The sequence below is a fragment of the Serratia sp. BNK-23 genome (genome assembly GCF_047456145.1).
Taxonomy (GTDB): domain Bacteria; phylum Pseudomonadota; class Gammaproteobacteria; order Enterobacterales; family Enterobacteriaceae; genus Serratia; species Serratia nematodiphila.
This window is the reverse complement of record NZ_CP179900.1, coordinates 4,973,035-4,994,326: the sequence shown is the minus strand read 5'-3', so window position 1 is coordinate 4,994,326 and position 21,292 is coordinate 4,973,035. Positions and strand designations below refer to the sequence as shown.

Sequence of the window (21,292 nt, the reverse complement as noted above, 5' to 3'; positions counted from 1 at the left end):
GATTAGAGCAGACCTTCAACCGCGCCGCGCACTTCCGGCGACCACACGCCGCATTGCACCTGGCCGATATGCGACAGTTGCAGCAACAACATCACCAGACGCGACTGACCGATGCCGCCGCCGATGGTCTGCGGCATATCGCCGCGCAGTAAGGACTGGTGCCATTCCAGCTTCATGCGCTCTTCATCGCCGGTCAGCGCCAACTGGTGTTTCAGCGCGGCGGCGTCAACGCGGATCCCCATGGAGGACAGCTCGAAAGCGTCCTGCAGCACCGGGTTCCACACCACGATATCGCCGTTCAGGCCCGCCAGGCCATCCGCCGTCGGCGTGGTCCAGTCATCATAATCCGGCGCCCGCACATCGTGCGATTTACCGTGTGACAGCTTGCCGCCGATGCCAATCAGGAACACTGCGCCCAATTCTTTGGCAATCGCCCGCTCGCGCCCCTTGGCGTCCAGATCAGGGTAGCGCTGCAGCAGGGTTTCGCTGTGCACGAAGTGGATTTGTTCCGGCAGGAACGGGGTCAGGCCATGCTCGCGGCTGACTTCCGCCTCCGTCGCCTTGATCGCAGCGTAAATACTGCGCACGGTGTTTTTCAGGTAGTCCAGGCTACGCTCACCGTCGCCCATCACCCGTTCCCAGTCCCACTGATCGACGTACACCGAGTGGATAGGCGTCAGGCGGTCTTCATCCGGGCGCAGCGCCTTCATATGGGTATACAGGCCTTCGCCGGCACCGAAATCGTAGCTGCCCAGGGTTTTGCGTTTCCATTTCGCCAGCGAATGCACCACTTCGAAGGTGGCGTCCGGCAAGGTTTTGACTTTGACCTGCACCGCTTTCTCGCTGCCGGAAAGGTTATCCTGCGTGCCGTCGCCCAGGCGGCTAAGGATCGGGGCTTGCACTTCGATCAGACCGAGCTGTTGCTCCAGCTGGCGGGAGAAGAAGGCTTTGACCTGGCTGATTTGTTGTTGTTTTTGGATAAACTGTTTTTTCATTGCCGTATCTCTTGTAAACCTGTCTCTGTTGCCATCGATTAAGCAACAAAATGACACGACAATTCAATATCCATTAATCAATATTGCCTTTTCACTTTTAATCGTTCATTTTTACCCGGACAGAATTCAACAATCGTTAATTAATGGGGGATTAAATGGCGGAAATTTATCAGATCGATAATCTCGATCGCGGCATTCTCAACGCCCTGATGGACAATGCGCGCACACCGTACGCCGAACTGGCGAAAAACTTCGCCGTCAGCCCCGGCACCATTCATGTGCGGGTGGAGAAGATGAAGCAGGCCGGGATCATCACCGGCGCGCGCATCGACGTCAGCCCCAAACAGCTGGGCTACGACGTGTGCTGCTTTATCGGCATCATATTAAAGAGCGCCAAGGATTACCCTTCGGCGCTGAAGAAGCTGGAAAGCCTGGAAGAAGTGGTGGAAGCCTATTACACCACCGGCCACTACAGCGTCTTTATTAAGGTAATGTGCCGATCGATCGACGCGTTGCAACAGGTACTTATCAACAAGATCCAGACCATCGACGAGATCCAGTCCACCGAAACGCTGATCTCACTGCAGAACCCCATTATGCGCACCATCGTGCCGTAACCCGCCAAATTGCATACCCACATTATCCACAGGTAGATCCCAGCCGATTCACAGCGTACAATGCAGCCACTTTGAGTGAGAAGGTTGGGATCGTTGGTTCATGGCAGACATTACTCTGATCAGTGGCAGTACGCTTGGCAGCGCCGAATACGTGGCTGAACATTTGGCTGAAAAGCTGGAAGACGCGGGTTTCTCTACCGAGATGCTGCACGGCCCTGAACTGGATGAACTGCCGTTGACCGGCCGCTGGCTGGTGGTCTCTTCCACGCACGGCGCCGGCGAACTGCCAGATAACCTTCAACCGCTGTTGGAACAGATCGCTGAGCAGCAGCCGGATCTTTCCGAGGTACAGTTCGGCGCCGTCGGTTTGGGCAGTTCGGAATACGACACCTTCTGCGGTGCGATCAAACAGATCGACGATCTGTTGATCGCCAGAGGCGCTAAAAGGATCGGCGATCGTCTCGAGATCGACGTGACCGATCATGAAATTCCCGAGGATCCGGCCGAGGAATGGGTAAAAAACTGGATTAATTTACTCTAATTCGTCTAAAGATCGTGCGAACGATTGTGGATAACTATACTTAAAAGCAGGGTAAAAGCCGTAGTTATCCCAATAACAACCGTAGTGCGCTTTTTGTCCTGTGTATAACAAGCCTTTTAGATCCCAGCTTATCTGCGTCGGGATCACCGATCATTCACAGCAAACGATCCTCCTTAATCTGCTGATCTTCATCGTGAATAGTCACTTATCCACAGAGGATCGCGATCCTAATAAGAGATCTAATAAAGAGATCTTTAAATAAAAAAGATCTTCTTTTAATTACCGACGATCCTGACCACTTGGTCGATCGTCTAAACTTGAGTAGAATCCCCGACCCCAGGGCAAATACGATCGTTCGCAATACGGCGAGGTGCAGTTCCATGTTTTATCCAGATCAATTTGACGTCATCATCATCGGTGGTGGCCATGCAGGTACCGAGGCCGCCATGGCCGCGGCGCGCATGGGACGTCAGACTTTATTATTGACACACAATATCGATACGCTGGGACAGATGTCCTGTAACCCGGCGATTGGCGGTATTGGTAAAGGGCATCTGGTTAAGGAAATTGATGCGCTCGGCGGCCTGATGGCAACGGCGATCGACCATGCCGGCATCCAGTTTAGGATACTAAACGCCAGCAAAGGCCCAGCCGTTCGCGCCACTCGCGCTCAGGCGGATCGCGTCCTGTATCGGCAGGCGATCCGTACCGCGTTGGAGAACCAGCCCAACCTGATGATCTTCCAACAGCCGGTTGAGGATCTGATCGTCGAAAACGATCGCGTCGTGGGTGCCGTCACCCAAATGGGTCTGAAATTCCGCGCCAAGGCGGTGGTATTGACCGTAGGCACCTTCCTGGACGGCAAGATCCATATCGGCCTGGAGAATTACAGCGGCGGCCGCGCAGGGGATCCTCCTTCGATCTCGCTGTCGCAGCGTTTGCGTGAACTGCCGCTGCGCGTTAACCGCTTGAAAACCGGTACGCCGCCGCGCATCGACGCCCGCACTATCGATTTCAGCGTATTGGCGCCGCAACACGGCGATACGCCGGTGCCGGTATTCTCGTTCCTGGGCGATGCCAGCCAGCACCCGGAACAAATGGCGTGCTACATCACCCACACCAATGAAAAAACCCATGACGTGATCCGCAATAACCTCGATCGCAGCCCGATGTATGCCGGGATCATTGAAGGGATCGGCCCACGTTACTGTCCGTCGATCGAAGACAAGGTCATGCGTTTTGCCGATCGCAACGCGCACCAGATCTTCCTTGAGCCGGAAGGCCTGACCAGCAACGAGATTTACCCTAACGGGATCTCCACCAGCCTGCCGTTCGACGTGCAGATGCAGATCGTCCGTTCAATGGAAGGGATGCAGAACGCGCGTATTATTCGCCCTGGTTATGCCATCGAGTACGATTTCTTCGATCCACGCGATCTGAAACCGACGCTGGAAAGCAAATTTATTCAGGGCCTGTTCTTCGCCGGCCAGATCAACGGCACCACCGGCTATGAAGAAGCCGCCGCACAGGGCCTGCTGGCCGGCCTGAACGCCGGGCGCTTCGCCGATGAACAAGAGGGCTGGGCGCCACGTCGCGATCAGGCCTACCTCGGCGTGCTGGTGGACGATCTCAGCACCCTCGGCACCAAAGAACCGTACCGCATGTTTACCTCACGCGCCGAGTATCGTCTGATGCTGCGCGAAGACAACGCCGATCTCCGTCTGACGGAAAAAGGCCGTGAACTCGGTCTGGTGGACGACGTGCGCTGGGCGCGTTACAGCGAGAAGCTGGAGCGAATCGAACGTGAACGTCAACGCCTGCGCGACATCTGGATGCATCCGCACGCCGAGAACGTCGAACAGGTCAATGCATTGCTGAAAGCGCCGCTGTCGCGTGAAGCGAACGGCGAAGAGTTGCTGCGCCGTCCTGAGATGGATTACGCGCAATTGACCAGCATCGACGCCTTCGCGCCGCCGTTGGACGACGTACAAGCCGCCGAGCAGGTCGAGATCCAGGTCAAATACGAAGGCTATATCGCTCGCCAGCAGGAAGAGATCGAAAAACAGCAGCGCAACGAGAACACCGTGCTGCCGCTGGATCTTGACTACCGTCAGGTTTCGGGGCTGTCGAACGAGGTGATCGCCAAGCTGAACGATCACAAACCGAACTCCATCGGCCAGGCTTCGCGCATCTCCGGCATTACACCGGCGGCGATCTCGATTTTGCTGATCTGGCTGAAAAAGCAGGGACTGCTGCGCCGCAGCGCATAAATCCCGCATCCAGGCGGCCGTTTGCTCAACCCGTAGCCAAACGGCCGCTGACATCACTTGCGCCCTGAATTATCATAGTCGCCTCATTGCGCCAGCTAACCATCCGCTGGTCGTTCAGCGCCTGCCAGAGGATCCGTTGTGCAAAAAAAATTAGACTCGCTGCTCGCGGCAGCAGGCATTGAGCTGCCCGATCAGCAGAAACAGCAGCTGCTGGGCTATGTCGGCATGCTGGATAAGTGGAACAAGGCTTATAACCTCACGTCGGTGCGCGATCCGCAGCAAATGCTGGTGCGCCACATCCTCGACAGTATTGTGGTCAATCCGCATCTGCAGGGCTCGCGTTTTATCGATGTCGGCACCGGCCCCGGCTTGCCGGGCATTCCGCTGGCGATTGTGCGCCCGGACGCGCATTTCACGCTGCTCGACAGCCTGGGCAAGCGCGTGCGTTTCCTGCGCCAGGTGCAGCATGAGCTGGGCCTGAACAATATCGAGCCGGTGCAGAGCCGCGTCGAAGCGTTTCCGGCCGAGCCACCGTTCGATGGCGTGATCAGCCGGGCATTCGCTTCGCTGCAGGATATGCTGTCCTGGTGCCATCACCTGCCGGCGAAAGGGCAGGGGCGTTTTTACGCGTTGAAAGGCGTGCGCCCGGATGAAGAACTGACGCAGTTGCCGGCTGGCGTTAGCCTGGAGTCTATCGTGCGGCTGCAGGTGCCTGAACTGGAAGGCGAACGTCATCTGGTGATTCTTAAGGCAAACTGAGTTTGCTTTTGATCAAACAAGCGTGAATTAAAGGTCGTACCCAGCAGAAAGATAAGCAGGCTAATTAGTTGGTCGCTTTTTTTAGTTAATTTACTTTCTATTAACACAAAAAACGCGGCTAATTAGCGACAATAGAGTAATTGCATTTAGAAATAGTCACGTTAGCAATCATGTGCGAAAGATTGGCGTTTGCTGCTAATGTTAATTGGCTGTTGGAATATTGCCCCGCTGCTTGTCAATAAAAGGTTTTCATCGGGTATACGGATTGTTTTTGAACAGTTAACTAGTAATGTTTTGATTTATATAATTTTTTGATCGCTCAAATTGCTAAAGACGGTTTGGTTGACCATCGGCTATAAATCAGGAAGGGACATTACTGTGATCAGCTTCGCGTTTCTAAACGCAACGCTGGAATAATCAGACAATTAAATGCGCCCTATTATTCCGACCGTTTTCTTGTGAAAATAGGCTGGAATAGGGAAATTTAAATAATTGTTCACCTTTTCGCTACTTATCGATTGAATTCGTTGGTATGCCCCGTATAATTTGCTCGTTTTTTGCTGCTTGACTCAGGACAGCAAAAACAGTTGTATACGTCACTCAGCATACCCCCTCTGGGGTACGGAGAGAACAAACGTCATGTCTGTGTCCCTTTACAGCGGGAAAGTCGCACGCAAACTGCTGTTTTTGCAGTTAATGACTTTTGTTCTGATCAGCGTTGCTTTCTGGCTGAAAAGCCCGGAATGGAGCGCTTCGGCGTTGGCAGGCGGTCTCGCCGCCTGGTTGCCGAGTGCAATGTTTATGCTGTTTGCCTTGCGCCATCAGGCGCAAACGCCGGCGCCCGGTAGGGTTGCCTGGTCGTTCGCCATCGGCGAGGGGCTAAAGGTCGTGATCACCATCGTTTTGCTGATCGTGGCGCTGGGGGTGTTCAAGGCGGAGTTTATACCGCTTGGCCTGACCTATTTAGCGGTGTTAGTGGTGCAGATAGTGGCACCGGCCGTGATTAACAGTTACCGAACTTAACTAAATAAGGGTAAGAGGCATCATGTCTGCAGGAGAAGTCTTGACTCCACAGGAGTATATCGGTCACCACCTGACGCAGCTTCAGGTCGGGACTGGGTTCTGGTCGATCAACATCGACTCGATGTTTTTCTCCGTCGTCCTCGGGGCGCTTTTCCTGGTGATCTTCCGCAAAGTGGCCAAAAACGCCACCAGCGGCGTGCCGGGTAAACTGCAAACCGCCGTGGAGCTGGTGGTCGGTTTCGTCGACAGCAGCGTGCGCGACATGTACCACGGCAAGAGCAAGGTGATTGCGCCGCTGGCGCTGACCGTGTTCGTCTGGGTGTTCCTGATGAACTTGATGGACCTGCTGCCCATCGACTTCCTGCCTTATGTTGGCGAACACATCCTCGGCCTGCCTGCGCTGCGCGTAGTGCCTACCGCCGATGTAAACGTCACGCTGTCGATGGCGCTGGGCGTGTTTATCCTGATTCTGTTCTATAGCATCAAAATGAAAGGCGTTGGCGGGTTCGTTAAAGAGTTGACCATGCAGCCGTTCAACCACCCTGTATTCATTCCTATCAACCTGATTCTTGAAGGTGTCAGCCTGCTGTCCAAACCTGTTTCACTGGGTCTGCGACTGTTCGGCAACATGTATGCGGGTGAGTTGATCTTCATCCTGATTGCCGGCCTGTTGCCGTGGTGGTCACAGTGGGTCCTGAGCTTGCCTTGGGCTATCTTCCACATCCTGATCATTACGCTTCAAGCCTTTATTTTCATGGTTCTGACGATCGTCTATCTGTCGATGGCGTCTGAAGAGCACTGATTTTCTTAAAACACTTGCACTTTTAAACTGAAACAAACTGGAGACTGTCATGGAAAACCTGAGTATGGATCTGCTGTACATGGCTGCCGCTGTGATGATGGGTTTAGCGGCAATCGGTGCTGCGATCGGTATCGGCATCCTGGGTGGTAAATTCTTGGAAGGCGCTGCTCGTCAGCCTGACCTGATTCCTCTGCTGCGTACACAGTTCTTTATCGTTATGGGTCTGGTCGACGCCATCCCGATGATCGCTGTAGGTCTGGGTCTGTACGTGATGTTCGCCGTCGCGTAAGTAGAGCAACCCTCTACGACGTAACCAAACTATTAACTTTTAAAGAGGCATTGTGCTGTGAATCTTAACGCAACAATCCTCGGCCAGGCCATCGCGTTCGTTCTGTTTGTCTGGTTCTGCATGAAGTACGTATGGCCGCCGATCATGGCTGCCATCGAGAAGCGTCAGAAAGAAATCGCTGACGGCCTCGCTTCTGCAGAGCGTGCCAAAAAAGATCTGGACTTAGCGCAAGCCAATGCGACCGACCAGCTGAAAACTGCCAAAGCAGAAGCTCAGGTGATCATCGAGCAAGCGAACAAACGCAAAGCTCAGATCATGGATGAAGCGAAAGCCGAAGCCGAGCAGGAACGTAACAAAATCGTGGCGCAGGCTCAGGCTGAGATCGAAGCCGAACGTAAGCGCGCTCGTGAAGAGTTGCGTAAGCAAGTCGCGATGCTGGCAATTGCCGGCGCCGAGAAGATCATCGAACGTTCCGTGGATGAAGCTGCTAACAGCGACATCGTTGATAAACTGGTCGCTGAACTGTAAGGAGGGAGGGGCTGATGTCTGAATTTGTAACTGTAGCTCGCCCCTACGCCAAAGCAGCTTTTGACTTTGCCGTTGAGCACCAAAGCGTAGAGCGCTGGCAGGACATGCTGGCGTTTGCGGCTGAAGTCACTCGCAATGAACAGATTTCTGAACTGCTGTCTGGCGCGGTTGCGCCAGAAACGCTGTCCAAGACGTTCATCGCGGTTTGTGGCGATCGGCTCGACGAACATGGCCAGAACTTTATCCGTGTAATGGCCGAAAATGGACGTTTACTGGTTCTTCCTGCCGTGCTGCAGCAGTTCATCGAACTGCGCGCCTCGCTGGAATCCACCGTCGAAGTTGAAGTGCTCTCTGCGAGCGCGCTGAACGACGAACAGCAGGCGAAAATCGCCGCTGCGATGGAAAAACGTCTGTCACGCAAAGTTAAGCTGAATTGCAAAATTGACAAGTCTGTACTGGCCGGCATCGTTGTTCGCGCCGGCGATATGGTGATTGATGGCAGCGTTCGCGGTCGTCTTGAACGCCTGACAGACGTCTTGCAGTCTTAAGGGGACTGGAGCATGCAACTGAATTCCACCGAAATCAGCGAACTGATCAAGCAGCGCATTGCTCAGTTCAATGTAGTGAGCGAAGCTCACAATGAAGGTACTATCGTTTCCGTCAGCGACGGGATCATCCGCGTACACGGCCTGGCCGAAGTTATGCAGGGCGAAATGATCGCGCTGCCTGGCAACCGTTACGCAATCGCATTGAACCTGGAGCGCGACTCCGTCGGTGCCGTGGTCATGGGTCCGTACGCGGATCTGGCCGAAGGCATGAAGGTGAAATGCACCGGCCGTATCCTGGAAGTTCCAGTCGGTCGTGGTCTGCTGGGCCGCGTAGTTAACACCCTGGGCGCGCCAATCGACGGCAAAGGCCCGATTGAGAACGACGGTTTCTCTCCGGTAGAAGCTATCGCGCCAGGCGTTATCGAGCGTCAGTCCGTTGATCAGCCGGTTCAGACTGGCTACAAATCCGTTGACGCCATGATTCCAATCGGCCGTGGCCAGCGTGAGCTGGTGATCGGTGACCGTCAGACCGGTAAAACCGCGCTGGCGATCGATGCGATCATCAACCAACGCGACTCCGGCATCAAATGCGTTTACGTGGCTATCGGCCAGAAAGCGTCCACCATCGCTAACGTGGTGCGCAAACTGGAAGAGCACGGCGCACTGGCCAACACCATCGTGGTGGTGGCGACCGCTTCCGAATCCGCTGCACTGCAATACCTGGCGCCATATGCCGGTTGCGCAATGGGCGAATACTTCCGTGACCGCGGTGAAGATGCGCTGATCGTGTACGATGACCTGTCCAAACAGGCCGTTGCTTACCGCCAGATTTCCCTGCTGCTTCGTCGTCCGCCAGGTCGTGAAGCTTACCCAGGCGACGTATTCTACCTGCACTCCCGCTTGCTGGAGCGCGCAGCGCGCGTCAACGCCGAATACGTTGAAGCCTTCACCAAAGGTGAAGTTAAAGGCCAAACCGGTTCACTGACCGCTCTGCCGATCATTGAAACCCAGGCGGGTGACGTTTCCGCGTTCGTTCCGACCAACGTAATCTCGATTACCGATGGTCAGATCTTCCTGGAATCCAACCTGTTCAACTCCGGTATTCGTCCGGCAGTTAACCCGGGTATCTCCGTATCCCGTGTTGGTGGCGCCGCGCAGACCAAGATCATGAAGAAACTGTCCGGTGGTATCCGTACCGCGCTGGCGCAGTATCGTGAACTGGCTGCGTTCTCCCAGTTCGCCTCCGATCTGGACGACGCGACCCGCAAACAGCTGAGCCACGGTCAGAAAGTGACCGAGCTGCTGAAACAGAAACAGTATGCGCCAATGTCGGTTGCACAACAGTCTCTGGTGCTGTTTGCCGCAGAACGCGGTTACCTGAACGACGTCGAAGTCGCCAAAGTGGTGAGCTTCGAAGCCGCGCTGGTCGCCTATGCGGACCGCGAGCACGCCGAACTGCTGAACCACATCAACCAAACTGGCAACTTCAATGATGAGATCGAGGGCAAGTTGAAAGACATCCTCGAGACCTTCAAGAAAACCCAGTCCTGGTAACGCCGAACGGTCCTGCTGTTGAAAGACAGCAGGCCGTCTGGCACTGAGGAGAAGCAGAGATGGCCGGCGCAAAAGAGATACGTAGTAAGATCGCTAGCGTGCAAAACACGCAAAAGATCACTAAAGCGATGGAAATGGTCGCCGCCTCCAAAATGCGTAAATCGCAGGATCGCATGGCGGCCAGCCGTCCTTATGCAGAGACCATGCGCAAAGTGATTGGTCACCTTGCGTTAGGGAATCTGGAGTACAAGCACCCGTACCTGGATGAGCGTGACGTTAAGCGCGTTGGGTATCTGGTGGTGTCTACTGACCGTGGTCTCTGCGGCGGCTTGAACATCAACCTGTTCAAAAAGCTGCTGGCGGAGATGAAAGCCTGGTCCGAAAAAGGCGTCGAAACCGATTTGGCGCTGATTGGCTCTAAAGCGGCCTCTTTCTTTGGTTCCGTGGGCGGCAACGTGGTTGCCCAGGTGACCGGCATGGGGGATAAACCTTCCCTGTCGGATCTGATCGGGCCGGTGAAAGTGATGCTGCAGGCCTACGACGAAGGTCGTTTGGACAAGCTGTACATTGTCAGCAACAAATTTGTTAATACGATGTCCCAAGAGCCGCAGGTGCTTCAGCTGCTGCCGTTACCGCCAGCCGATGACGAAGAGCTGAAGAAAACGCCTTGGGATTACCTGTATGAACCGGATCCAAAAGTGCTGCTTGATACCTTGCTGCGCCGCTATGTGGAGTCGCAGGTTTATCAGGGCGTCGTGGAAAACCTGGCCAGCGAGCAGGCCGCACGAATGGTCGCGATGAAAGCCGCAACCGATAACGGCGGTAGCCTGATCAAAGAGCTGCAGTTGGTATACAACAAGGCGCGTCAGGCCAGCATCACTCAGGAACTCACCGAGATCGTTTCGGGAGCCTCCGCGGTTTAAGCTAGGTTTACGAATTACGTAGAGGATTCAAGATGGCTACTGGAAAGATTATCCAGGTAATCGGCGCCGTGGTGGACGTCGAGTTCCCTCAGGATGCCGTACCAAAAGTGTACGACGCCCTTGAGGTAGAAAACGGCACCGAAAAACTGGTGTTGGAAGTTCAGCAACAGCTGGGCGGTGGCGTGGTTCGCTGTATCGCAATGGGGACCTCCGACGGTCTGCGTCGCGGTCTGAAAGTGAACAACCTGGACCACCCGATTGAAGTGCCGGTGGGTAAAGCTACCCTGGGCCGTATCATGAACGTATTGGGTCAACCCATCGACATGAAAGGCGACATCGGCGAAGAAGAGCGTTGGGCGATTCACCGCGCGGCGCCAAGCTACGAAGAGCTGTCCAGCTCCCAGGAACTGCTGGAAACCGGTATCAAGGTAATGGACCTGATTTGTCCATTCGCCAAGGGCGGTAAAGTCGGTCTGTTCGGCGGTGCGGGCGTAGGTAAAACCGTAAACATGATGGAGCTGATCCGTAACATCGCGATCGAGCACTCCGGTTATTCCGTGTTCGCGGGCGTGGGCGAGCGTACTCGTGAGGGTAACGACTTCTACCACGAAATGACCGACTCCAACGTTCTGGACAAAGTATCTCTGGTTTACGGCCAGATGAACGAGCCACCAGGTAACCGTCTGCGCGTTGCGCTGACCGGTCTGACCATGGCGGAGAAATTCCGTGACGAAGGCCGTGACGTTCTGCTGTTCGTTGACAACATCTACCGTTACACCCTGGCCGGTACCGAAGTGTCCGCACTTCTGGGCCGTATGCCATCCGCGGTAGGTTATCAGCCAACGCTGGCGGAAGAGATGGGCGTTCTGCAAGAACGTATCACCTCGACCAAGACCGGTTCCATCACTTCCGTACAGGCCGTTTACGTTCCTGCGGATGACTTGACTGACCCGTCTCCAGCCACCACCTTTGCGCACTTGGACGCAACCGTGGTACTGAGCCGTAACATCGCTTCTCTGGGTATCTACCCGGCCGTTGACCCGCTGGATTCCACCAGCCGTCAGCTGGATCCGCTGGTTGTTGGCCAGGAGCACTACGACGTAGCGCGTGGCGTGCAGTCCATTCTGCAACGCTACCAGGAACTGAAAGATATCATCGCGATCCTGGGTATGGACGAGCTGTCTGAAGAAGACAAACTGGTCGTATCCCGTGCGCGTAAGATCCAACGTTTCCTGTCTCAGCCGTTCTTCGTGGCAGAAGTCTTCACCGGTTCTCCGGGCAAGTTCGTATCGCTGAAAGACACCATCCGTGGTTTCAAAGGCATTATGGACGGCGACTATGACCACCTGCCGGAGCAGGCGTTCTACATGGTTGGCACCATTGAAGAAGCAGTGGAAAAAGCCAAGAAACTGTAACGCCTTGAGAGGAGGGTGATATGGCTATGACTTACCATCTGGATGTAGTCAGCGCGGAAAAACAGATGTTTTCCGGCCTGGTGCAGAAGATCCAGGTGACAGGCAGCGAAGGTGAACTGGGGATCTTCCCTGGCCATGCGCCGCTGCTGACTGCCATCAAGCCTGGCATGGTGCGTATTGTTAAGCAGCACGGTGAAGAAGAGTTCATCTACCTGTCCGGCGGCATCCTCGAGGTGCAGCCGAGCGTGGTTACCGTGCTGGCGGACACTGCTATCCGTGGTACTGACCTCGACGAAGCGAGAGCGTTGGAAGCTAAGCGTAAAGCTGAAGAACACATTCGCAGCTCTCATGGCGATGTCGACTATGCTCAGGCATCCGCTGAACTGGCGAAAGCGATCGCAAAACTGCGCGTTATCGAGCTCACCAGAAAAGCGATGTAATGTTTGGGTGCCCGGCACCCAACTTTAAGAAAGCGGCCTATAGGGTCGCTTTTTTTTACTTTAAAATAAGCATTTCAGCCCGGCGGGCGGTGTGGTGTATAACCGCTGATATCGGGAAATAAACGTCGCCGATCGCCGACAGTTTTTTCGCTCCGACGGCGAATTGGCCGTGATAGCGGCAGACCAAGGCCCACGCGGCCTGCGCCGGGTTCGTGCAGAGAAATATGTAGTAATATCGTCGCTAAACGGTTTTACTTTCGTCTATCAAAATGGAGTTATCAGGTTGCTTATGTCGAACAGCGCAATGAGCGTGGTCATCCTCGCCGCGGGCAAGGGAACACGCATGTATTCCGATCTTCCCAAGGTTTTACATCCGTTGGCCGGCAAGCCGATGGTGCAACACGTCATTGATGCCGCGATGAAACTGGGCGCGCAACAGGTTCATCTGGTATACGGCCACGGCGGCGATCTGTTGAAAAGCACGTTGACCGAAGGCGCGCTGAACTGGGTGCTGCAGGCCGAGCAACTGGGTACCGGCCATGCGATGCAGCAGGCCGCGCCGCACTTTGCCGACGATGAAGACGTGCTGATGCTGTACGGCGATGTGCCGTTAATCTCCGTGGATACGCTGCAACGCCTGCTGGCGGCCAAGCCGCAGGGCGGCATCGGCCTGCTGACGGTCAAGCTGGACGATCCGAGCGGTTACGGCCGCATCGTGCGTGAGCAGGGCAACGTGGTGGGCATCGTCGAACACAAGGACGCCAGTGAGGCACAGCGCCAGATCAACGAGATCAATACCGGCATCCTGGTGGCGAACGGGCGCGATCTGAAGCGCTGGTTGGGAATGTTGAATAACGACAACGCACAGGGCGAGTTTTACATCACCGATATCATTGCGTTGGCCCATGCCGACGGCAAGAAAATCGAAGCCGTGCACCCGTCGCGTTTAAGTGAAGTGGAAGGCGTGAACAACCGTCTGCAGCTGGCGACTCTGGAGCGCGTATTCCAGTCGGAACAGTCTGAAAAGCTGCTGTTGGCCGGCGTGATGTTGTTGGATCCGGCGCGTTTCGATCTGCGCGGGGAACTTGTTCACGGCCGTGACATCACTATTGATGCGAATGTGATTATCGAAGGTCACGTCAAGCTGGGCGACCGGGTGAAAGTCGGCGCCGGCTGCGTGCTGAAAAACTGCGTGATTGGCGATAACTGCGAGATCAGCCCTTACAGCGTGCTGGAAGACAGCGTGCTGGAAGCAGACTGCACGGTGGGGCCGTTCGCCCGCCTGCGCCCAGGCGCGGAGCTGGCGGCAGGGGCTCACGTCGGCAACTTCGTGGAAATGAAAAAGGCGCGTCTGGGCAAAGGCTCCAAGGCCGGCCACCTCAGCTACCTAGGCGATGCCGAAATCGGTGATGACGTGAATATCGGCGCCGGCACCATCACCTGTAACTACGATGGCGCCAACAAGCACAAAACGCTGATCGGCGATGGCGTGTTCGTCGGTTCCGATACTCAGCTGGTGGCGCCGGTGTCGGTCGGCAAAGGATCCACCATCGCCGCCGGCACCACGGTGACGCGCGATATCGCCGAGAACGAACTGGTGCTGAGCCGCGTCAAGCAGGTGCACATTCAGGGTTGGCAACGTCCGGTGAAGAAGAAGCCATAGTGTGTTTTGCGTTGGGCTCCGTTCAGAGCCCAATACAAAACATAATAACCCCCACCATCTACAGGCTCGGGGGACGCACGGTAAAAACCGGCAAAAATCAGGTCAAGGCATCGAAAGCGCCCATGAAGGGCGTTCATTAGGAATATAACTGATGTGTGGAATTGTAGGCGCAGTAGCGCAACGTGATATCGCAGAAATCCTGTTGGAAGGTTTACGTCGTCTCGAGTATCGCGGTTATGACTCCGCTGGTCTGGCGGTGGTCGATGAAAAAGGCAACGTCAGTCGCCTGCGTCGCGTTGGCAAGGTACAAAAGCTGGCCGAAGCGGCGGAACAAACCGATCTGCACGGCGGTACCGGCATCGCTCACACCCGTTGGGCTACGCACGGTGAACCGACCGAAGCGAACGCGCACCCGCATGTTTCCGACTACATTACCGTGGTGCATAACGGCATCATCGAAAACCACGAGCCGCTGCGCGAACTGCTGATTGAACGCGGTTACCGTTTCAGCTCTGAAACCGACACCGAAGTGATTGCGCACCTGGTGCACTGGGAACAACTGCAAGGCGGTACGCTGCTGGAAGTGGTTCAGCGCGTGATCCCGCAGCTGCGCGGCGCTTATGGCACCGTGGTGATGGACAGCCGCGATCCGAGCGTGCTGGTCGCGGCGCGTTCCGGCAGCCCGCTGGTTATCGGCCGCGGCGTCGGGGAAAACTTCATCGCTTCCGATCAGCTGGCGCTGCTGCCGGTCACCCGCCGCTTCATCTTCCTGGAAGAGGGCGACGTGGTGGAAGTGACTCGCCGCACCGTCAACATCTTCGACAAACAGGGCAACGCCATCGAGCGTCCTGAGATCGAATCCCAGGTGCAGTATGACGCCGGCGACAAGGGCGCTTATCGCCACTACATGCAAAAAGAGATTTACGAACAGCCGCTGGCGCTGAAAAACACCCTGGAAGGGCGTTTCAGTCATGGCCAAATCAACCTGAGTGAGCTGGGGCCGCACGCCGACGAGTTGCTCGCCAAGGTGCAGCACGTGCAGATTATCGCCTGTGGGACTTCTTACCACTCCGGTATGGTGGCGCGTTACTGGTTCGAAGCGCTGGCTGGCGTGCCGTGCGATGTCGAGATCGCGTCCGAATTCCGTTACCGCAAATCGGCGGTGCGTCCGGGCAGCCTGATCATCACTCTGTCACAGTCCGGCGAAACCGCCGACACCCTGGCGGCGCTGCGCCTGTCCAAAGAGCTGGGTTATCTCGGTTCGCTGGCCGTTTGTAACGTTGCCGGCTCTTCGCTGGTGCGCGAATCCGATCTGGCGCTGATGACCAAAGCGGGTACGGAAATCGGCGTAGCCTCGACCAAAGCCTTCACCACGCAGCTCACCGTGCTGTTGATGCTGGTGGCGCGCCTGGGCCGTCTGAAAGGCATGGCGGAAAGCGTGGAGCACGAGATCGTGCATGGTCTGCAGGCGCTGCCGGCGCGTATCGAGCAGATGCTGTCGATGGATAAAGAGATCGAAGCGCTGGCGGAAGGCTTCTCCGACAAGCACCATGCGCTGTTCCTCGGCCGCGGCGATCAGTATCCGATCGCCATGGAAGGGGCGCTGAAGCTGAAAGAGATCTCCTATATTCACGCTGAAGCTTATGCGGCGGGTGAGTTGAAACACGGCCCGCTGGCGCTGATCGACGCCGATATGCCGGTGATCGTGGTGGCGCCAAACAACGAACTGCTGGAAAAGCTGAAGTCCAACATTGAAGAAGTGCGCGCGCGCGGCGGCCAGCTGTACGTGTTCGCCGATCAGGACGCCGGCTTCGTCAGCAGCGAAGGCATGACCCTCATTCCTCTGCCGCACGTCGAGGAAATCGTCGCGCCGATCTTCTACACCGTGCCGTTGCAGCTGCTGTCTTACCACGTGGCGCTGATCAAGGGCACCGACGTTGACCAGCCGCGCAACCTGGCGAAGTCTGTCACCGTAGAGTAATTTGTCACAGGTAAACTGCAAAAGCCGGCCTTAGCGCCGGCTTTTTTCATGAGTGACCTTAAAGATGACAGCGCTGCCGTTTCGGTGATAAACGTTGTCATATTCAAGCGGATAGGCAGCGCCAAGCCGGTTTTTTATTGCTTGGGAAATGTGCTGTTTCACGGCTAACCTTCTGATTTACATAAAAACAAACACCTATCAAATACGCTGTAATATAACTGTCATATTGCGTACATTTTTCTGTCACCAAACTGTCCTATTTTCCCTCCTGCAGCAATACTTACTCTGATTAAAACGACTCGAAGTCGATTTTAAGTATCCCATTAGGAGGGATTATGAAACTGATGCGTACCACCGTCGCCAGTATTGTGGCAGCGACCTTCTCCCTGACCGCCGTGTCCGCGTTCGCTGCTGCCAGCCTGACCGGTGCAGGTGCGACATTCCCCGCTCCGGTTTACGCCAAGTGGGCAGATTCTTATCAGAAAGAAACCGGCAACAAAGTTAACTATCAGGGCATCGGCTCCTCTGGCGGCGTGAAGCAAATCGTGGCCAACACCGTTGACTTTGGTGCCTCCGACGCCCCGCTGTCTGACGACAAGCTGGCGGCCGACGGCCTGTTCCAGTTCCCGACAGTGATTGGCGGCGTGGTGCTGGCGGTGAATATCCCGGGCATCAAATCCGGCGAACTGACGCTGGACGGCAAAACCCTGGGCGATATCTACCTGGGCAACGTCAAAAAGTGGAACGATCCGGCTATCACCAAGCTGAACCCAGGCGTGAAACTGCCTGACCAGAACATCGCCGTAGTGCGCCGCGCCGACGGTTCCGGCACCTCGTTCGTGTTCACCAGCTACCTGTCCAAGGCCAATGCGCAGTGGAAAGAAAAGATTGGCGCCGGTTCTACCGTTAACTGGCCGACCGGTCTGGGCGGTAAAGGCAACGACGGCATCGCCGCCTTCGTTCAGCGCCTGCCAGGCTCTATCGGCTACGTAGAATACGCTTACGCCAAGCAGAACAACCTGGCTTACACCAAGCTGGTGTCCGCCGACGGCAAACCGGTCAGCCCGACCGAAGAGAGCTTCAGCAACGCCGCCAAAGGCGCGGATTGGAGCAAAACTTTCGCTCAGGATCTGACTGACCAGAAAGGCGACAACGTGTGGCCAATCACCTCCACCACCTTCATCCTGGTGCACAAAGAGCAGAAAAACCCTGCTCAGGGCGCCGAAGTGCTGAAGTTCTTCGACTGGGCGTATAAAACCGGTGCAAAACAAGCTAACGAGCTGGATTACGCCACCCTGCCGGCAGAAGTGGTTGAGCAGGTGCGTGCGGCCTGGAAAACCAACGTAAAAGACAGTTCAGGTAAAGCGCTGTACTAACAACGCAGGGGCGCGGGTTCGCCGCGCCCCACACAGTTCTTCAGGCTCCGATCCCGATTGGGGCTGCCAGGGTTCAAACAGAGAGTAATCTATGGCTGAGTACAAGCCGACCATCAAAGCACCGGGCAAAAACGGTGACATCATTTTCAGCGCGCTGGTGAGACTGGCTGCGCTGATTACCCTATTGTTGCTGGGTGGCATCATCGTTTCGCTGATCTTCGCCTCCTGGCCAAGCATGCAGAAATTCGGCTTTGCGTTCCTGTGGACCAAAGAGTGGGACGCGCCGGCGGAGCAGTTCGGCGCGCTGGTGCCGATCTACGGCACCGTGGTCACCTCGCTTATCGCGCTGATCATCGCCGTGCCGGTGAGCTTCGGCATCGCGCTGTTCCTGACCGAACTGGCGCCGAACTGGCTGAAGCGGCCGCTGGGCATCGCCATTGAGCTGCTGGCGGCCATTCCGAGCATCGTCTACGGCATGTGGGGCCTGTTCGTGTTCGCCCCGCTGTTCGCCGAATACTTCCAGACGCCGGTGGGCGAAGTACTGTCGGGCATTCCAATCGTCGGCGAGCTGTTCTCCGGCCCGGCCTTCGGCATCGGCATCCTGGCCGCCGGGGTGATCCTGGCGATCATGATCATTCCTTACATTGCTGCGGTGATGCGCGACGTGTTCGAACAGACCCCGGTAATGATGAAAGAGTCGGCCTACGGTATCGGCTGCACCACCTGGGAGGTCATCTGGCGCATCGTGCTGCCGTTCACCAAAAACGGCGTCATCGGCGGCGTGATGTTGGGCCTGGGCCGCGCGCTGGGGGAAACCATGGCGGTGACCTTTATCATCGGCAACACCTACCAGCTCGACAGCGCTTCGCTGTACATGCCGGGCAACAGCATCACCTCGGCGCTGGCCAACGAATTCGCTGAAGCCGAGTCCGGCGTGCACACCGCCGCGTTGATGGAGCTGGGCCTGATTCTGTTTGTTATCACCTTTATCGTGCTGGCGCTGTCGAAACTGATGATCATGCGTCTGGCCAAGAATGAGGGGCGTTAACATGGCGACGATGGATATGCAAAACGCAGTCGTTCTGGCGGAAAGCCGCCGCAAAATGCAGGCCTGGCGCCGGCAGAAAAACCGCCTCGCGCTGTTCCTGTCGATGGCGACCATGGCGTTCGGGCTGTTCTGGCTGATCTGGATCCTGATCGCCACCGTCACCAAAGGCTTCGACGGCATGTCGCTGGCGCTGTTCACCGAGATGACCCCGCCGCCGAATACCGCGGGCGGCGGCCTGGCCAACGCCATCGCCGGCAGCGGCCTGTTGATCCTGTGGGCGACCCTCTTCGGTACGCCGCTGGGCATCATGGCCGGCATCTACCTGGCGGAATACGGCCGTAAATCCTGGCTGGCGGAAGTGATCCGCTTTATCAACGACATTCTGCTCTCCGCACCGTCGATCGTGGTGGGCCTGTTCGTTTACACCATCGTGGTGGCGAAGATGGAACACTTCTCCGGTTGGGCCGGCATCGTGGCGCTGGCGCTGCTGCAGGTGCCGATCGTCATTCGCACCACCGAGAACATGCTGAAGCTGGTGCCGGATACGCTGCGCGAGGCCGCTTATGCGCTGGGCACGCCGAAATGGCGCATGATTTCCGCTATCACGCTGAAGGCGTCGGTGTCCGGCATCATCACCGGCGTGCTGCTGGCGATTGCGCGTATCGCGGGGGAAACGGCGCCGCTGCTGTTCACCTCGCTGTCGAACCAGTTCTGGAGCACCGACCTGATGCAGCCGATCGCCAACCTGCCGGTGACCATCTTCAAATTCGCCATGAGCCCGTTCGCCGAATGGCAGCAGCTGGCCTGGGCCGGGGTGCTGTTGATCACCCTGTGCGTACTGTTACTGAATATCCTGGCGCGCGTAATTTTCGCCAAGAAAAAGCATTCATAAAATTTTGAGCGCCGCTTTGGCGGCGCTGATGAAAAGAGAGAAGTCTTGATGAGTATGGTTACTGACGCTTCCAGCAGCAAAATTCAGGTACGCGATCTGAACTTCTACTACGGCAAATTCCATGCGCTGAAGAACATCACGCTGGATATCGCCAAGAACAAGGTCACCGCGTTTATCGGCCCGTCCGGCTGCGGCAAATCCACCCTGCTGCGCACCTTCAACAAGATGTACCAGCTGTACCCTGAACAGCGTGCGGAAGGCGGCATCCTGCTGGACGGCCAGAACATCCTGACCGACAACTCGGATATCGCGCTGCTGCGCGCCAAGGTCGGCATGGTGTTCCAAAAGCCAACGCCGTTCCCGATGTCGATTTACGACAACATTGCCTTCGGCGTTCGCCTGTTTGAAAAGCTGTCGCGCGCCGATATGGATGAGCGCGTGCAGTGGGCGCTGACCAAGGCGGCGCTGTGGAACGAAACCAAGGACAAGCTGCACCAGAGCGGCTACAGCCTCTCCGGCGGCCAGCAGCAGCGTCTGTGCATCGCCCGCGGCATCGCCATTCGTCCGGAAGTGCTGTTGCTGGATGAGCCTTGCTCGGCGCTGGATCCGATCTCCACCGGCAAGATTGAAGAGCTGATCAGCGAACTGAAGGCCGATTACACCGTGGTGATTGTGACGCACAACATGCAGCAGGCGGCGCGCTGCTCCGACTCTACCGCATTTATGTATCTGGGCGAGCTGATCGAGTTCAGTGATACTGATAACCTGTTCACTGCGCCGCAGAAAAAGCAGACTGAAGACTACATCACTGGCCGTTATGGTTGATAGGAAGCATCATGGATAACCTGAATTTAAACAAACACATTTCCGGCCAGTTCAACGCAGAGCTCGAGCATATCCGCACCCAGGTGCTGACCATGGGCGGGCTGGTGGAGCAGCAGCTGACCGATGCCATCACCGCGATGCACAATCAGGATGGCGAGCTGGCCAAGCGCGTGATCGAAGGCGACGCCAAGGTCAACATGATGGAAGTGGCGATCGACGAAGCCTGCGTGCGCATTATCGCCAAGCGCCAGCCGACCGCCAGCGATCTGCGTCTGGTGATGGCGATCATCAAAACCATTTCCGAACTGGAACGCATCGGCGACGTGGCGGACAAGATCTGCCGCACCGCGCTGGAGAAGTTCTCGCACCAGCACCAGCCGCTGCTGGTCAGCCTGGAGTCGCTGGGGCGCCACACCGTGCAGATGCTGCACGACGTGCTGGACGCGTTCGCGCGCATGGATCTGGACGAAGCGATCCGTATTTACCGGGAAGATAAAAAGGTCGACCAGGAATACGAAGGCATCGTGCGTCAGCTGATGACCTACATGATGGAAGATTCGCGCACCATTCCGAGCGTGCTGACCGCGCTGTTCTGCGCCCGTTCTATCGAGCGTATCGGCGATCGCTGCCAGAACATCTGCGAATTTATCTTCTATTTCGTCAAAGGACAGGATTTCCGTCATTTGGGCGGCGACGCCCTGGAAAAGCTGCTGTCTCCGGGCGGTAAAGACGAAAAAGACGACTAACCCTTTCCGGGTAATATCCTTCCAAGGCGCGGTTTCCCGCGCCTTTATTCCATCTTA

At 56.3% G+C, this 21,292-nt stretch carries 21 protein-coding genes; 20 read left to right on the top strand and 1 reads right to left on the bottom strand.

The window, feature by feature from the left end; all coding sequences use genetic code 11:
* Positions 1 to 2 precede the first annotated feature (2 nt).
* Positions 3 to 995, bottom strand: coding sequence for an aspartate--ammonia ligase (asnA, locus tag ACMGF9_RS23715; protein WP_044030153.1), 993 nt, complete (start codon positions 993 to 995; stop codon positions 3 to 5).
* A 155-nt stretch (positions 996 to 1,150) separates the two neighbouring features.
* Here asnA and asnC point away from each other — a divergent pair, with 155 nt between their 5' ends.
* From asnC to phoU, 20 genes are all read left to right on the top strand, one after another.
* Positions 1,151 to 1,612, top strand: a complete 462-nt coding sequence (gene asnC / locus ACMGF9_RS23710; protein WP_004933786.1) for a transcriptional regulator AsnC — start codon at positions 1,151 to 1,153, stop codon at positions 1,610 to 1,612.
* A gap of 100 nt (positions 1,613 to 1,712) precedes the next feature.
* Positions 1,713 to 2,153 (top strand): FMN-binding protein MioC, encoded by a 441-nt coding sequence (gene mioC, locus ACMGF9_RS23705; RefSeq protein ID WP_118892617.1) that lies wholly within the window; start codon positions 1,713 to 1,715, stop codon positions 2,151 to 2,153.
* Between the two features lie 380 nt (positions 2,154 to 2,533).
* On the top strand, positions 2,534 to 4,423 hold the full coding sequence (gene mnmG, locus ACMGF9_RS23700; RefSeq protein ID WP_088382022.1) for a tRNA uridine-5-carboxymethylaminomethyl(34) synthesis enzyme MnmG: 1,890 nt from the start codon (positions 2,534 to 2,536) through the stop codon (positions 4,421 to 4,423).
* A gap of 138 nt (positions 4,424 to 4,561) precedes the next feature.
* Positions 4,562 to 5,182 carry a 16S rRNA (guanine(527)-N(7))-methyltransferase RsmG gene (rsmG, locus tag ACMGF9_RS23695; protein ID WP_015379471.1) on the top strand — a complete coding sequence of 207 codons (621 nt, stop codon included), beginning with the start codon at positions 4,562 to 4,564 and terminating at the stop codon, positions 5,180 to 5,182.
* A 639-nt stretch (positions 5,183 to 5,821) separates the two neighbouring features.
* Positions 5,822 to 6,205 (top strand): F0F1 ATP synthase subunit I, encoded by a 384-nt coding sequence (atpI, locus tag ACMGF9_RS23690; RefSeq protein WP_004933796.1) that lies wholly within the window; start codon positions 5,822 to 5,824, stop codon positions 6,203 to 6,205.
* 22 nt (positions 6,206 to 6,227) lie between these two features.
* Entirely contained in the window at positions 6,228 to 7,007 is a 780-nt protein-coding gene (gene atpB, locus ACMGF9_RS23685; protein ID WP_015376132.1) for a F0F1 ATP synthase subunit A, read from the top strand.
* 49 nt (positions 7,008 to 7,056) lie between these two features.
* Positions 7,057 to 7,296, top strand: a complete 240-nt coding sequence (gene atpE, locus ACMGF9_RS23680) for a F0F1 ATP synthase subunit C (RefSeq protein ID WP_004093904.1) — start codon at positions 7,057 to 7,059, stop codon at positions 7,294 to 7,296.
* A 57-nt stretch (positions 7,297 to 7,353) separates the two neighbouring features.
* Positions 7,354 to 7,824: a F0F1 ATP synthase subunit B gene (gene atpF / locus ACMGF9_RS23675; protein WP_004933804.1), complete on the top strand. Its 471-nt coding sequence runs from the start codon at positions 7,354 to 7,356 to the stop codon at positions 7,822 to 7,824.
* Between the two features lie 14 nt (positions 7,825 to 7,838).
* Positions 7,839 to 8,372 carry a F0F1 ATP synthase subunit delta gene (atpH, locus tag ACMGF9_RS23670; protein WP_015376133.1) on the top strand — a complete coding sequence of 178 codons (534 nt, stop codon included), beginning with the start codon at positions 7,839 to 7,841 and terminating at the stop codon, positions 8,370 to 8,372.
* Between the two features lie 12 nt (positions 8,373 to 8,384).
* The gene (gene atpA, locus ACMGF9_RS23665; protein WP_004933808.1) at positions 8,385 to 9,926 is read left to right on the top strand and encodes a F0F1 ATP synthase subunit alpha; all 1,542 of its coding nucleotides are present in this window, start codon (positions 8,385 to 8,387) and stop codon (positions 9,924 to 9,926) included.
* A gap of 59 nt (positions 9,927 to 9,985) precedes the next feature.
* Complete coding sequence (gene atpG / locus ACMGF9_RS23660) at positions 9,986 to 10,849, top strand: F0F1 ATP synthase subunit gamma (RefSeq protein WP_004933811.1); 864 nt, start codon at positions 9,986 to 9,988, stop codon at positions 10,847 to 10,849.
* A gap of 32 nt (positions 10,850 to 10,881) precedes the next feature.
* Positions 10,882 to 12,264, top strand: coding sequence for a F0F1 ATP synthase subunit beta (atpD, locus tag ACMGF9_RS23655; RefSeq protein ID WP_004933813.1), 1,383 nt, complete (start codon positions 10,882 to 10,884; stop codon positions 12,262 to 12,264).
* A gap of 20 nt (positions 12,265 to 12,284) precedes the next feature.
* Entirely contained in the window at positions 12,285 to 12,704 is a 420-nt protein-coding gene (locus tag ACMGF9_RS23650) for a F0F1 ATP synthase subunit epsilon (protein WP_004933814.1), read from the top strand.
* A 289-nt stretch (positions 12,705 to 12,993) separates the two neighbouring features.
* Positions 12,994 to 14,367, top strand: a complete 1,374-nt coding sequence (gene glmU, locus ACMGF9_RS23645; protein ID WP_015376135.1) for a bifunctional UDP-N-acetylglucosamine diphosphorylase/glucosamine-1-phosphate N-acetyltransferase GlmU — start codon at positions 12,994 to 12,996, stop codon at positions 14,365 to 14,367.
* A gap of 151 nt (positions 14,368 to 14,518) precedes the next feature.
* Positions 14,519 to 16,348, top strand: coding sequence for a glutamine--fructose-6-phosphate transaminase (isomerizing) (gene glmS, locus ACMGF9_RS23640; protein ID WP_004933817.1), 1,830 nt, complete (start codon positions 14,519 to 14,521; stop codon positions 16,346 to 16,348).
* Between the two features lie 335 nt (positions 16,349 to 16,683).
* Positions 16,684 to 17,724 (top strand): phosphate ABC transporter substrate-binding protein PstS, encoded by a 1,041-nt coding sequence (pstS, locus tag ACMGF9_RS23635; protein WP_004933819.1) that lies wholly within the window; start codon positions 16,684 to 16,686, stop codon positions 17,722 to 17,724.
* Between the two features lie 91 nt (positions 17,725 to 17,815).
* Positions 17,816 to 18,772 carry a phosphate ABC transporter permease PstC gene (gene pstC, locus ACMGF9_RS23630; protein ID WP_004933822.1) on the top strand — a complete coding sequence of 319 codons (957 nt, stop codon included), beginning with the start codon at positions 17,816 to 17,818 and terminating at the stop codon, positions 18,770 to 18,772.
* Between the two features lies 1 nt (position 18,773).
* Entirely contained in the window at positions 18,774 to 19,664 is an 891-nt protein-coding gene (gene pstA / locus ACMGF9_RS23625; RefSeq protein WP_004933824.1) for a phosphate ABC transporter permease PstA, read from the top strand.
* 54 nt (positions 19,665 to 19,718) lie between these two features.
* Entirely contained in the window at positions 19,719 to 20,489 is a 771-nt protein-coding gene (gene pstB, locus ACMGF9_RS23620; protein WP_016929614.1) for a phosphate ABC transporter ATP-binding protein PstB, read from the top strand.
* 11 nt (positions 20,490 to 20,500) lie between these two features.
* On the top strand, positions 20,501 to 21,235 hold the full coding sequence (gene phoU / locus ACMGF9_RS23615; protein WP_004933833.1) for a phosphate signaling complex protein PhoU: 735 nt from the start codon (positions 20,501 to 20,503) through the stop codon (positions 21,233 to 21,235).
* The last annotated feature ends 57 nt before the right edge of the window (positions 21,236 to 21,292 follow it).

Excerpts from the sequence above, each read along its gene's own strand:
- glmS (WP_004933817.1), top strand. The coding sequence starts at position 14,519 with ATGTGTGGAATTGTAGGCGCAGTAGCGCAACGTGATATCGCAGAAATC.
- phoU (WP_004933833.1), top strand. The coding sequence starts at position 20,501 with ATGGATAACCTGAATTTAAACAAACACATTTCCGGCCAGTTCAACGCA.
- mioC (WP_118892617.1), top strand. The coding sequence starts at position 1,713 with ATGGCAGACATTACTCTGATCAGTGGCAGTACGCTTGGCAGCGCCGAA.
- pstS (WP_004933819.1), top strand. The coding sequence starts at position 16,684 with ATGAAACTGATGCGTACCACCGTCGCCAGTATTGTGGCAGCGACCTTC.
- atpD (WP_004933813.1), top strand. The coding sequence starts at position 10,882 with ATGGCTACTGGAAAGATTATCCAGGTAATCGGCGCCGTGGTGGACGTC.
- ACMGF9_RS23650 (WP_004933814.1), top strand. The coding sequence starts at position 12,285 with ATGGCTATGACTTACCATCTGGATGTAGTCAGCGCGGAAAAACAGATG.
- asnA (WP_044030153.1), bottom strand. The coding sequence starts at position 995 with ATGAAAAAACAGTTTATCCAAAAACAACAACAAATCAGCCAGGTCAAA.
- atpB (WP_015376132.1), top strand. The coding sequence starts at position 6,228 with ATGTCTGCAGGAGAAGTCTTGACTCCACAGGAGTATATCGGTCACCAC.
- mnmG (WP_088382022.1), top strand. The coding sequence starts at position 2,534 with ATGTTTTATCCAGATCAATTTGACGTCATCATCATCGGTGGTGGCCAT.
- atpG (WP_004933811.1), top strand. The coding sequence starts at position 9,986 with ATGGCCGGCGCAAAAGAGATACGTAGTAAGATCGCTAGCGTGCAAAAC.
- asnC (WP_004933786.1), top strand. The coding sequence starts at position 1,151 with ATGGCGGAAATTTATCAGATCGATAATCTCGATCGCGGCATTCTCAAC.
- pstC (WP_004933822.1), top strand. The coding sequence starts at position 17,816 with ATGGCTGAGTACAAGCCGACCATCAAAGCACCGGGCAAAAACGGTGAC.
- atpH (WP_015376133.1), top strand. The coding sequence starts at position 7,839 with ATGTCTGAATTTGTAACTGTAGCTCGCCCCTACGCCAAAGCAGCTTTT.
- atpI (WP_004933796.1), top strand. The coding sequence starts at position 5,822 with ATGTCTGTGTCCCTTTACAGCGGGAAAGTCGCACGCAAACTGCTGTTT.
- pstB (WP_016929614.1), top strand. The coding sequence starts at position 19,719 with ATGGTTACTGACGCTTCCAGCAGCAAAATTCAGGTACGCGATCTGAAC.
- pstA (WP_004933824.1), top strand. The coding sequence starts at position 18,774 with ATGGCGACGATGGATATGCAAAACGCAGTCGTTCTGGCGGAAAGCCGC.
- glmU (WP_015376135.1), top strand. The coding sequence starts at position 12,994 with ATGTCGAACAGCGCAATGAGCGTGGTCATCCTCGCCGCGGGCAAGGGA.
- atpA (WP_004933808.1), top strand. The coding sequence starts at position 8,385 with ATGCAACTGAATTCCACCGAAATCAGCGAACTGATCAAGCAGCGCATT.
- atpE (WP_004093904.1), top strand. The coding sequence starts at position 7,057 with ATGGAAAACCTGAGTATGGATCTGCTGTACATGGCTGCCGCTGTGATG.